General features: G+C 40.0%; 16 protein-coding genes. 3 read left to right on the forward strand and 13 right to left on the reverse strand.

Features of this window, described 5'->3' with window-relative positions:
• Positions 1-242 precede the first annotated feature (242 nt).
• Positions 243-596: a DUF3679 domain-containing protein gene (locus ACJROX_RS19405; RefSeq protein WP_408006847.1), complete on the reverse strand. Its 354-nt coding sequence runs from the start codon at positions 594-596 to the stop codon at positions 243-245.
• An 80-nt stretch (positions 597-676) separates the two neighbouring features.
• Entirely contained in the window at positions 677-1,780 is a 1,104-nt protein-coding gene (gene gpr / locus ACJROX_RS19410) for a GPR endopeptidase (protein WP_408006848.1), read from the reverse strand.
• 212 nt (positions 1,781-1,992) lie between these two features.
• Here gpr and rpsT point away from each other — a divergent pair, with 212 nt between their 5' ends.
• Positions 1,993-2,259, forward strand: a complete 267-nt coding sequence (rpsT, locus tag ACJROX_RS19415) for a 30S ribosomal protein S20 (protein WP_225063571.1) — start codon at positions 1,993-1,995, stop codon at positions 2,257-2,259.
• Between the two features lie 223 nt (positions 2,260-2,482).
• Here rpsT and holA read toward each other — a convergent pair whose 3' ends face one another.
• Entirely contained in the window at positions 2,483-3,523 is a 1,041-nt protein-coding gene (gene holA / locus ACJROX_RS19420; protein ID WP_408006850.1) for a DNA polymerase III subunit delta, read from the reverse strand.
• 338 nt (positions 3,524-3,861) lie between these two features.
• On the opposite strand from holA, the gene ACJROX_RS19425 reads away from it, so the two are divergent.
• Positions 3,862-3,996, forward strand: coding sequence for a YqzM family protein (locus tag ACJROX_RS19425; protein WP_408006851.1), 135 nt, complete (start codon positions 3,862-3,864; stop codon positions 3,994-3,996).
• Positions 3,997-4,251: 255 nt separating this feature from the next.
• Here the strand turns inward: ACJROX_RS19425 and ACJROX_RS19430 are convergent, their stop codons facing one another.
• The 5 genes from ACJROX_RS19430 to ACJROX_RS19450 all read right to left on the reverse strand — a co-directional run bounded on the left by ACJROX_RS19430 (position 4,252) and on the right by ACJROX_RS19450 (position 7,419).
• Positions 4,252-5,082 carry a ComEC/Rec2 family competence protein gene (locus ACJROX_RS19430; protein WP_408006852.1) on the reverse strand — a complete coding sequence of 277 codons (831 nt, stop codon included), beginning with the start codon at positions 5,080-5,082 and terminating at the stop codon, positions 4,252-4,254.
• A 46-nt stretch (positions 5,083-5,128) separates the two neighbouring features.
• Positions 5,129-6,055 (reverse strand): ComEC/Rec2 family competence protein, encoded by a 927-nt coding sequence (locus tag ACJROX_RS19435; RefSeq protein ID WP_408006853.1) that lies wholly within the window; start codon positions 6,053-6,055, stop codon positions 5,129-5,131.
• Complete coding sequence (locus ACJROX_RS19440; RefSeq protein WP_408006854.1) at positions 6,055-6,366, reverse strand: hypothetical protein; 312 nt, start codon at positions 6,364-6,366, stop codon at positions 6,055-6,057. The genes ACJROX_RS19435 and ACJROX_RS19440 overlap by 1 nt, the downstream gene beginning before the upstream one ends.
• Positions 6,363-6,941 carry a ComE operon protein 2 gene (locus ACJROX_RS19445; protein ID WP_408006855.1) on the reverse strand — a complete coding sequence of 193 codons (579 nt, stop codon included), beginning with the start codon at positions 6,939-6,941 and terminating at the stop codon, positions 6,363-6,365. Before ACJROX_RS19445 ends, ACJROX_RS19440 begins: the two co-directional genes overlap by 4 nt.
• A 61-nt stretch (positions 6,942-7,002) precedes the next feature.
• Positions 7,003-7,419 carry a helix-hairpin-helix domain-containing protein gene (locus tag ACJROX_RS19450; protein WP_408006856.1) on the reverse strand — a complete coding sequence of 139 codons (417 nt, stop codon included), beginning with the start codon at positions 7,417-7,419 and terminating at the stop codon, positions 7,003-7,005.
• 277 nt (positions 7,420-7,696) lie between these two features.
• On the opposite strand from ACJROX_RS19450, the gene comER reads away from it, so the two are divergent.
• Positions 7,697-8,524 carry a late competence protein ComER gene (gene comER / locus ACJROX_RS19455; protein ID WP_408006857.1) on the forward strand — a complete coding sequence of 276 codons (828 nt, stop codon included), beginning with the start codon at positions 7,697-7,699 and terminating at the stop codon, positions 8,522-8,524.
• 439 nt (positions 8,525-8,963) lie between these two features.
• On the opposite strand, the gene ACJROX_RS19460 is transcribed toward comER, so the two are convergent.
• From ACJROX_RS19460 to yhbY, 5 genes are read right to left on the reverse strand one after another with little or no spacing between them, the layout of a single operon-like run.
• Positions 8,964-9,713, reverse strand: coding sequence for a class I SAM-dependent DNA methyltransferase (locus ACJROX_RS19460; RefSeq protein WP_408006858.1), 750 nt, complete (start codon positions 9,711-9,713; stop codon positions 8,964-8,966).
• A gap of 12 nt (positions 9,714-9,725) precedes the next feature.
• Positions 9,726-10,079 (reverse strand): ribosome silencing factor, encoded by a 354-nt coding sequence (gene rsfS / locus ACJROX_RS19465; RefSeq protein WP_408006859.1) that lies wholly within the window; start codon positions 10,077-10,079, stop codon positions 9,726-9,728.
• On the reverse strand, positions 10,076-10,651 hold the full coding sequence (yqeK, locus tag ACJROX_RS19470) for a bis(5'-nucleosyl)-tetraphosphatase (symmetrical) YqeK (protein WP_408006860.1): 576 nt from the start codon (positions 10,649-10,651) through the stop codon (positions 10,076-10,078). The genes rsfS and yqeK overlap by 4 nt, the downstream gene beginning before the upstream one ends.
• The gene (locus ACJROX_RS19475) at positions 10,638-11,222 is read right to left on the reverse strand and encodes a nicotinate-nucleotide adenylyltransferase (protein WP_408006861.1); all 585 of its coding nucleotides are present in this window, start codon (positions 11,220-11,222) and stop codon (positions 10,638-10,640) included. The genes yqeK and ACJROX_RS19475 overlap by 14 nt, the downstream gene beginning before the upstream one ends.
• A gap of 6 nt (positions 11,223-11,228) precedes the next feature.
• Positions 11,229-11,522 carry a ribosome assembly RNA-binding protein YhbY gene (gene yhbY / locus ACJROX_RS19480; RefSeq protein ID WP_408006862.1) on the reverse strand — a complete coding sequence of 98 codons (294 nt, stop codon included), beginning with the start codon at positions 11,520-11,522 and terminating at the stop codon, positions 11,229-11,231.
• Positions 11,523-11,524: the final 2 nt, after the last annotated feature.

Raw genomic sequence — 11,524 nt, forward strand, 5'->3', positions numbered from 1 at the left:
TGTATATATTGGTGATGTAAGGGATGGTGTGGAAAATGCGGTTATTGAGGATTACTTGGCGAAGGGGGAAATTCCTTCATAAGGTTGAACTTCAGATAAATAAGCCGATCTTAGAATTTATAAGCGGAATTTGAATTTTATGAGCCGATTTCTCAATTTTATGCGTATTTCTAACTATAAAAAGAAAAACCGACCTTCTCGTATCGAGATAAAACAGATACTGTCAAAGGCGGCTTTTCAATTTATGAGAATAAGAAGTGCAGGATCTTATCCAATACTGTTCCGATGACTGTCATGATGACGGTCAGTATTTCACTGACCAACGATGATACCATTTTACCTAATTTGGAAAATAAATTTAACGCTTCAACTTCTTCAAGCTTCTTCTGTTTTTCTTTTATATCGTGACTCGTAATTTGCGAGCCGAGTACTTCAGCTTCAATGTTCCCGCTGTCATTGACTTTCCATTCTAATGCACTATTGCTTTCAGAACCTTTCATCTTGTCCATTTGAACGCCGACTTGCTGCATTCCGATCAGAATACCGAACAAAAGGACAGATATCAGTATGAAGCTCTTCATCATGAACCGAACCATCCTACTTCCTCCTACCATTCGAAAAACGTTATAAAACCAGTGTTGGTACAAGCCTATGCGGATTGTCAATCCCTTAGAACTTAATGTGTATAGGAGCCGCTGTTCTGTTGATCGACTTGTCCATGTAATGCAGTATTCAAACCACTTGCTATCACGTTGGCCATATCTTCGATGAAAACGTCCACTTCTTTCGGTGTGACCATCAAGTTATGTCCAAGCGGTGACAAGACTTCTTTGATCAATTGTCTTTTTTGCGTGTCTTCGAGGGTTCCGATCATCCCTAGAAATGCTTGCCGATTTTCTTCATCAGGCATATCCTCATCTGTGAGGTTTTTACGTTCGCCAAATGTCATTCCTGCTGGCGTCAATGCTTTTGTCGGATCATCCTTTTCTCGCATTTCCCGTCCGAAATGCTTCAGAATGTAGTCGATTGTATCACTCGTAATCGTGACTGCGTCAACTACGGTAGGAACTCCAATAGCAATGACCGGTATTCCTAAAGTTTCTTTACTCAACTCTTTACGTTTATTCCCGACTCCTGAACCTGGATGGATACCAGTATCAGATATTTGGATAGTTGCATTGACACGTTCTACAGCTCTGGAAGCCAAGGAATCAATCGCGATGACGAAATCTGGTTTTGATTTTTCAATGACCCCTACGATGATATCGCTCGTTTCAATTCCAGTCGTCCCCATCACTCCAGGGGATAATGCGCTGACTGGACGGAACCCTTCCTCTACGTTTTCAGGTGCCAGCTCAAATAAGTGCTTCGTGACTAAAAGATTGTTAGTTGTTCGAGGGCCGAGGGCATCTGGTGTAACATTCAAATTCCCTAATCCAACTACTAGACAGCTGGCTTCTTTCGGAATCTTCAGTTCTTCAAGAAAGTTGGCAAACTCATGGGCGAAGACATCTTGAACCCGCTGCTGTAGAGCTGAATCCTTCTGACGGATTCCTTGCATCTCCATTGTCAAGTAGATACCGGGCTTTTTACCTGTCACTTTTTGACCGGCCTCTTCAATCTCTACTCTTGAAAGTTTGATTCCGTCCATATCACGTTCTTTGACGATGACGCCGTCGATCGTTTGCTTCGATTCTTGTTCCTGTTCTTTCGTGATCATCTCTTTGGATTCAATCGCCAAATCCGTTCTGACGTTATATATTTCTAGATCTTTGTCCATTGGCACATTTCACCCCTGAATTATTGTTAGCATTATCAAATAGGATAGCCGTCTTCCACTTCTTTCATTCTTTTCGTCTCGGAATTATACAAAAAAGATCTTTCAACTGATTATCTTTGTACAAAAGAGATTGCATTTATACGGACGGTTTGATAGAATATCTTGTGTTGTATTTTCCGCAATTTCGGTTGCATTCAAGGAGGTGAACGGAATTGGCAAATATTAAATCTGCTATTAAACGTGTTAAAACAAACGATAAGCGTCGTGCACATAATGCAGCGATGAAATCATCCATGCGTACTGCTATCAAGAACTTTGAAACGAAAGTAGCTAACAACGATGCTGAAGGTGCTAAAAGTGCATTCTTGGTTGCAACCAAAAAGCTTGACAAAGCTGCTGGTAAAGGAATCCTTCACAAAAACGCTGCAGCTAGACAAAAATCTCGTCTTGCAAAGCAATTAAACGGCCTTAGCGCTTAATTATAAGTGAGCAATACTGGAATCTGAAACGACCTACATATCAGGTCGTTTTTTATTTTGTTTCGGTTTGGTAGCCAGGTGATAAATTTTTGTCGAATAATGCAGTTTCGCAGATAAACATCTAATTTGGGCCGATAAAATTCAAAAATCGCTGATAAATCTCAAAAATCGCCGATAAACAAAAAACGACTCCCCGTTTCCAGAGAGTCGGCTTGAAACAATCTTAATTGGTTTGAGGCTGCCGAGTAAGGCCGGTCAGAAAAAGCTCCAGAGTCAACGTTTTGTCACGCTGGCCGGTTTTCATTTCAAAATCTGCATCTGCTGCTTTGATCAATAAAGCTTTCAGTTCGTCTTCCTGAAAAGATGCACTTTGTTTCGCCGCTATTTTTACTGCATATGGGTGTAAGGATAACGTAGATGCAATGTTTTTCTCAGTATATCCTTGCGCACGTAACTGTTTGACCTGGAGGATGATCCTGAACTGTCTGGATAGCAAAGCCATCAATTTGATTGGTTCTTCATTCTGTTTCAATAAATCATAGCAGATCCGTAAAGCAGCATCGATCCGTCGGTTCGCCACATGTTCAACCATGGTGAACACATTGCTTTCAAGGGAACGTGAGATCAATTCATCAACAGTCTGAGGATCAATTTCTTTACCTTCGCCAACATAGAGAGCCATTTTCTTGACCTCACTGATCAGAAGGGCCAAATTTTCACCTTGAAGTTGAATCAACCTTTCTGCCGCATCATTTGAAATCGACACTTTAGCTTCTTTTGCAGCAAAATCAATCCATTCTTTCTGTAGCCTTACATTCATTTTATCTGCTTGAATTGCTTCTCCTTGCTTTTTCAATGTTTTGACGATCTTTTTCCGCTCATCCAGTTTTTCATATGGTGCATTGAAAATCACGATTGCCTGTTCTGAAGGATTGTTCAGATAAGCTTCCAGTCGTTTCAAATCATGCTCCACTTTACTTTTTGTTTTTGCTCCTGTCAGAAAATATGGATTCTGTATGATAACGACTCGATAATCCCCCATAAAGGGGAGGGTTTCTGCGTCTTCAATCGCGGTATCAACGGATTGCTCTTCCATATCATAAGCGGAAAGATTAAAATCAGCCGTTCCTTCATCTAAGACAGCTTGTACAATCATTTTTTGAGTATATTCCAATATGTATTTTTCCTTGCCATATAATAAATAAATTGAAGAATATGATCTGTTCTTCAGCTTTTTTGTCAAATCCTTTATGGACAATTTCATCACCCCACTATAATATCATAAGCATATATGATAAAATTGCCAAGGTACAGGGTAAAGGAGGCTCAACCGCTAAAGTCGAACCTCCATTTATATAAACGTTAGCGGTCAAGACCCGGGAAGCTTCACCACTAACGATAAAACTCTTCCCCGTAAGCTTATTGTTATGTTATCCTATGCAGGATGAAAGTATAGGTGTCAACTCTTAGCAAAATGGGCAAGATTTTAGGAAATGAAGAAGGACATAAATCGTATAAGTTTCACTTAATCGTAAAAAATAGATATATGGATTTTTTACGCCTTATACCGTATACTTGAGATGAAACAGGAGGGTTGCGGAAATGAATGATTTTGAAAAAGATGTACAGGCAAAAACCAATGACGTTATCGACTCTGGTCTCGGTTTTGTTTACTCGTTCTTATTCTTCACCGTCATTTTCTTTACAGCAGTGATCATCAAAGCTGTTGCGTTATAAAGCACCCGGACTCTTGGGTACATATACGTTTTCAAAAAGTGGAGGCATGTCCTTCACTTTTTTATTTGCGTATGTTTTACACGGAAAACATAAAATATATAGCTCTAATTATCATCCTTTGGAAGTACTGTACTTATACGCTCGTGATCAGGTGTAATAATTACCATTATCGCACCGTTCTGATCTGTTCGATAAACTTCCGTGTTGCGCTCCTCTAACCTTTTGATGACGGTTGGTGATGGATGGTTGTATCGATTATTTTCTCCTAAAGAAATGAAAGCAGCCTCTGGATTTAATTGGTGAGGTGGATGTTTCACTTCCATGATGGGCAACTTTCAAATAATCCACCTTCAATTCAGGATAATGACCTAAAAGCCGGGCTTCGACTCCTTGGTCGATATCACCTGTGAACAAAAAGGATTGGCCATGAATTCTTACAAATAAAACAAGCGATCGATTGTTTCGGGATTCCTTCGCTTGATCTGGATTCAACGTCTGAAAAAAAGACGAACCTACTTTCCATGAGATGTTTTCTTCTAAAAAGACGGTCGGAGCATTAATTCCTTTTAAAAATTCCACCTCGGAAGCTTCTAAATGTTCCAATTTCCCATAAACGATCCGCTCGACTCTCACTTTCTCCAACAAACCATCCACACCACCGATATGATCAAGGTCACCGTGCGACAATATCAATGCATTCACCTTCCGTAGCCCACGACCTTTTAGAAATTCTGCAACTATATCTTCACCGGTATCAAATTTTCGCCTTCTTTCCATCCATTCTTCTTGTTTGAATGTAATGATCCCGCCAGTGTCAATCACATAGACTGCTCTCCGGTACGGCAACTCGATAACGATCGAATCACCCTGACCGACATCTAGAAAAGTCACATAGGCCTTAGCATTCATTTTCGGATAATAAAGTTGGACACCAATTACGAGCAATATACATAAACACGGTAAAATCACCCGTTTAGCGCCTTTTTCCCAGGCAATCACTAACAAATAAAAGGATAAACTCATTCCAAACATCATAATTACATTTAGACGCCCCAGCGTGACAACCCCTAACTGAAGATTTTCCACCCATTGCATTACAGCATGAAGGATTTTAAAACAAACACTTAGGAAATCACTGAGAACAAGGGAAAAATAAAAATAAACAGAAGGTGATCAATATACAGGGCAGAATAATGATGGTCATAAAAGGAATGAAAATCATGTTGAGAGGAAGTGACCATAGGGAAAATTCATAAAAGTTCCAAATGACTATTGGTAAGGAGGCTAATTGTGCAATGAACGAACCGTATAAAAGTTGCCTGAAAGGTGATATATCACGTAAAATCGTCTTACTTGATAAGATCAGAGAAGCTGTAATAAGAAGCTGAAAACCGATGTTGTATACAAAAGTAGGTTTATAAAGCAGTAATCCGAGTAAGATCATACATAATTGGCTGAAGGTGGTTATTTTGATACGCATCAAGGCTACCAGGCAAACGTCCGCAGCCATCAAACCTGCACGTATGACAGAGGCAGCTCCACCAGTCAGTAATATGATGAAAGGAATAAGGAGAAGAATTAGCCATAAAGCTGTTTCTTTTATGATTCCAAATCTGATAATAAGAAAATAAAAAAGCCCTAAAATCGTACCTACATGTAACCCCGAAACTGCTAAAAGATGGATGAGGCCCAGACTTTGATATTGTTCTTGTAACGATTCGTCAATCCCGCTCCTGTCACCAAAAATTAATGTATTCATCATTCCTGCGAGCTCTCTCGGGAATTCATCATTGATCATAGCTATACTGTTCTGTCGGAATCGATATAACCTTACCTGGAGACCTTTTCCTGGTGTACAATCACGTATTGATAAGGTTTCGGTTTTATATATCCAATGGATATTGTATGAACGTTCCAGATATGTGCGATAATTGAAACCGTAGAAATTGCGATTGACTGATGGTTGTTCGAGTTTTCCAGACAAGCTGCACCGATCACCATAATAAAGCTTTCTAAGTTCTTTTTGTTCAATTTCGGTTTGGATTACATAGCGGACCATTATCGTTTCTTTATGAGGTAGTTTGAAATGGAAAGTGATGCGGTTCCATCCATGACCGGGGTAGAAATGATTTTCCCATTGATAAGTACAGTATTGGAAGGTAATTGAGTTCCATGATAAGAAATATAAAATGGAGTATAAACGAGGAAAAAGAGATACGTACTGATAATGAGGATACATGCAAAAATCGAAAAACGGTGCTTATTGAAAAGAAAATAAAGGATGAGGAACGAACACAGCCACCATCGGGATGGTGAAGTGAAAATCCCGAAGATGGCTGCAATTGCAATTGTATGGATTTGTATTTTCATTTATCAAGAGGACCGTTAACTTCATATAATTTAATAAACTTTTCATTCAGACGCCCTAAAATGTTCTCATCATCTGTGTGTTTTGATAATTCCTCCAGTAATTCTGCGGCCAAATCCCGTTTTGCTAAAGAAGTCAGATCATATTGATCTTCAAGTGCTACCAGCTCTGTTTCCACGCCTGATTGTTTAAACAAATCGATCGCATATGGATGGTTTTTATAATCCGCAGCATAATAGACTTTCTTGATGCCACTCTGGATGATCGCCTTGCAACATTGAAGACATGGAAAATGAGTCACATAAATCTCAGAGCCTTCTGTCGGTACACCGAACTTAGCACATTGAAGGAGTGCATTCATTTCAGCATGGATGGTTCGTACGCAATGTCCTTCAATGACATAACACCCTTCATCCCTGCAATGGACCCCGCCGGAAATCGATCCGTTATAACCTCCAGCTATAATCCGTTTATCTCTTACGATCGTCGCACCGACCGCTAATCTCTCACATGTACTCCGTAATGCGAGCAAAGAACTTTGTGCCATAAAATATTGATTCCAAGAAATACGCCCCAAAATCGAAAGCCCCCTTCCCTTGTTCCTTTAAGTTTATCGATAGATTGTCCACTGTGCAATCCTATTTAGCTGCTGTGATATATTCTTTTAATTGTTCAAGTGTTTTTTCCCCTATACCCGGAACATTGACTAGATCATCAATAGAAGAAAACCGTCCATTTTCCTCACGATAAGCGTTGATGGCTCCTGCTTTCGATAGCCCGATTCCAGGAATCGTCTCCAGTTCTGTACGCTCTGCGTGGTTGATGTCAATCTTCCCCTCTTCTTTTTCATTGGTAACTACAGGAGGTGCTTCCTCTCCTACTCTTGCGACGTATATGACCATCTCATCGACCAGGACTTGCGCTAAGTTTACACTATTAAGATCTGCATCGTCACTGAAACCTCCAGCAAGCTGCACAACATCATTCACCCGCTGACCTGATTTCATTTCAAAAACGCCTGGTGTACGTACAGCTCCTTTTACATCAACAACCAATGTTTCTTGCTTGATGTCTTCGTCCTTTTTTCAACTTGATTATATAGTGAGCTGTCATCTGATTTTTCAAAAGAATTATCCGCGAGACAACCAAAAAACTCCTCCTATAAGAACTACAATCACTAAAATGAAAATTCTTTCCCTATTCAATAAGGAATCCCAATTCAAAGTATCACCTCGTTCACTCAATCGTGTTCATGCAGTTTGTTTTATTCATAAATAGAAATAGCCCCACATACATTTGAAGATAGAAGACGGTCAAAAGGAGGGTGTATATATGAAAGTGGGCATTATAGGGACAGGGAACATGGGGACGATACTGATCTCTGCTTTTATGGAATCGTTAGCTGTAAGGCCGTCCGATTTAATGATCATCAATCGAACTGCTCGAAAAGCGGAAGCGTTAAAAGTTCAATACCCTGGCCTGAATGTCGGAAAATCGAACAGTGAAGTCGCTTCCTTTGCAGATATCATTTTTCTCTGTGTTAAACCACTCGAGTACTATGCTTTAATAGAAACCATTGCTCCGTGTTTGACGAGCGATAAGTTGATCGTTTCGATTACAAGTCCAATATCTGTTGAACAACTGGAAGAAGTCAGTCCTTGCTCTGTTGCCAGAGTAATACCAAGTGTTACAAACAGGGCATTTTCCGGCGCGTCTCTCATGACATATGGCAAACGTTGCACACCGACACAAAAGAAAAATCTGAAAAAGTTGATGAGCAAGATTTCCTCTCCGATTGAGATCGATCAATCAATTACAAGGGTAGCTTCCGATTTATCAAGTGTAGGTCCTGCTTTTTTCAGTTACTTACTCCAAGCTTACATCGATAGTGCTGTTGAAGAGACGGCTATCTCTAAAGAACAAGCAACTCAACTTGCGAGTGAAATGATCGTGGGGATGGGTAAATTGCTAGAGAAGGAGATATATACGTTGCCTACATTACTTCAGAAGGTATGTGTCAAAGGCGGGGTAACTGGGGAAGCGTTGAAAGTGTTTGATACGGAACTCGGTCCTTTATTCAACAATGTCATTAAAAGGACCCATGAAAAATACAAGGAAGACTGTGAAGCAGTTGAACAACAATTCACAAAGCAATATTAGGATCAAGGTATAATTCTACAAAAGAGACCTTTTTCCTTTTTATATTTATAATGGCTTTGTTAAATTTTAATGTTTGTTATAAAAAATGCTTTTAGCGAAATTCGACAAAATAATGAACTTCGACTAAATACCACCACGTCCTGCGCCTGCGGTTACTCGGCGCAAAACTACAAGGATGGAATGTAAAGTCTGTGGTCTTGTGGTGAACGTCGAAGCCAGTATAAGGAAAGCTTCTAAGAATTCTCATCGCAGTTACGAAAATGATTTCATTTTTGTGTTGAGATCCATGTGCAAGTGAGGAGGGTTGCGGATCCCCGCGGAAAGAGAGTAAATTTCGAAAAAATAGCCATATAAATAAAAAACTCGAATCGATGAACCTTTAAAGGAGTCATCATTCGAGTTTTTCATATTAAAATGGATAATTTAAAATTTCACTTGATCACGCTTTTTTTCTAGCTACAAAAAACACACGCTCTGAGGTTTCCACTGGTGTGCGATCCGTAAAATCTGCTGTAAGAGCGAGAATCTCAAAACCTGCTTCATTCAATATAGATGTATATGTTTCTATAGAATAGGTTTTTTGAAAATGATTTTCATCATATCGCCGATAGACAGCATCCCCTATATGCAGGAAGAATGATAGGTCATGATAGACACTTCCCTCTTCTTCGCCTGGATGGCATTCCCATATATAACTGATTTCCTCATCATTCAACGCAAATGTATGTTCAGAGAATACCTCTCCGATCTTATATAAGGTATGAACATCGAATAAGAGCAGGCCATCATTCCTCATGGACTTGAAAACTGCTTGGAAAGTCGTCTTTACATCTTCAGTCGTCCGAAGATAATTGAGGGAATCACAAAATATAACTGCAATGTCTTGATCTGTGAATCCATTCAAATCCCTCATGTCTTGTTGATAAAAAGGGATTTCAAGGCCGTTTTGCTCTGCTTTCCCTCTTGCAACAGCAAGCATTTCTTCTGATAGATCGATCCCTGTTACGTGATATCCGATTTGGGCTAAACGAGTTGAAATCTCGCCTGTTCCACAGCCTATATCAAGTAAAGAGCTGGCAGGACCATTGCTGTATGACTCTATGGCATTGTTGACGAAGCTGACCCACATATCATAAGGCGCATCCTCCATCAATCGATCATATAATCCTGCAAAATGTTGATAGCTCATGATTTCACTCCGTTATGTCAACATTGATTCAATATTCAACGTCGGGGCGTCTCCCCATAGTTTTTCTAGGTTATAATACATGCGATCATCTTTATGGAAGATGTGGACGATGACATCCCCAAGATCAATCAGTACCCAGCGAGACTGTTCCAATCCTTCCAAACGTTTGACTGGGTACTCCTTTTCCTGAGCACGGTCCTTTACTTCACGAGCAATCGCCTCAACTTGCTTTTCTGAATTCCCATGACAAATCATAAAGTAATCTGCTACGAGTGAAATCCCTTGAACGTCCAACACGACTATATTTTCAGCTCTTTTATCATCAAGAGCTTGTACGGCCAATTCTACCAATTCATTTGATGTCATTCATTTTTTCCTCCTTGTTGACGAACAATATCGTTAAATGTGTGTAGTGTTTCAGGATAAACCAGCTGATTTCGTTTCATTAGAAATGTGATGGTATTCATCAAAGATTGTTTCACGGCATTATCGAGATTTTCCTCAGCTGTTGATCGGATATCTTCCACTCCAGGAAAATGTCTCCCCGGCTCGATATAATCAGCTAAGAATATAATCTTCTCTAAAATTGTCATCCCTGGCCTTCCTGAGGTATGACTCTTGATTGCAAGCAGGATTTCCTCATCCTCAATTCCGGCTTCTTTTTTGACAAGATAAGCACCGACTGGAGCATGCCAGAGTTCTGAGCCATAACGCAATAAATCTTCTCCAAGGTTTTGTTCAATAATGATCGATTTCATCTCATCCTTTGGCCGGAATTTAGCATAGTCGTGAAAAATGGCTGCCATCATCGCTTTTTCCGGGTCTGCCCTAAACCTTCCCGCTAATCGTATTGCTGTATCCATAACACCAATCGTATGTTGATAGCGGTGGTCAGTCAATTGTTCTTTGACAATTTTCAACGCTTCATCTTTTGTCATATAACCGATTCACCTCGACGTACTCCCTTACTTCATCAGTGACATAATATTTGGTGTTCTTATTATGACGAAACCGTTCCCTTAACATTGTAGAGGATATTCCGATCAAAGGCGTTTCTATTGCAATGATCTTATCAAGATATGGGCTTTCAAATTCATGTCCTGGCCGCTTTATGCCGATGAAGGTGATGATTTCCACCAACTGATCGATTCTATCCCATGTATGCAATGCTTCGACACTATCTCCACCGATGATAAAAAAGAATTCGATATCAGGATGCTTTTCTTTCAGCTCTTTCATCGTATCGACTGTGTATGAAGGCCCTTCTCGTTCAAACTCAATTAATGAAAGTTTGAACCCTTCAACATCATCAATCGTTCTTTTCACCATTTCTATACGGTCATTTCCGGCTGTCACCCCATTCATTTTCTTATGTGGAGGCGATGCGCTCGGCATGAACCAAACCTTATCCAATTTACATTGCTCAACCGCTTCCTGGGCCATCATAAGATGACCGATGTGAGGCGGGTCAAATGTACCTCCGAGTATTCCTATCCTTTGTTTATCCATATTAGCTCAGGAAGGCAGCTCAATCGTTTTTTTCTCTTTTGATTCTTTATATAAAACAATCGTATTCCCGATTATTTGAACGAGCTCAGCCCCTGTTTTTTCGGTCAGGTTCTCCGCTACTGTATCCTTATCTTCCTCACAGTTTTGCAGGACACTGACCTTGATCAGCTCACGAGCTTCAAGTGCATCGTTGATTTGTGAATACATATTTTCATTCGTACCGCCTTTTCCGACCTGGAATATCGGATCAAGGTGATGCGCTTTTGAGCGTAAAAAACGTTTTTGTTTTCCTGTTAGCATGT

Source organism: Pseudalkalibacillus sp. A8 (assembly GCF_045920555.1).
GTDB lineage: Bacteria > Bacillota > Bacilli > Bacillales > Fictibacillaceae > Pseudalkalibacillus.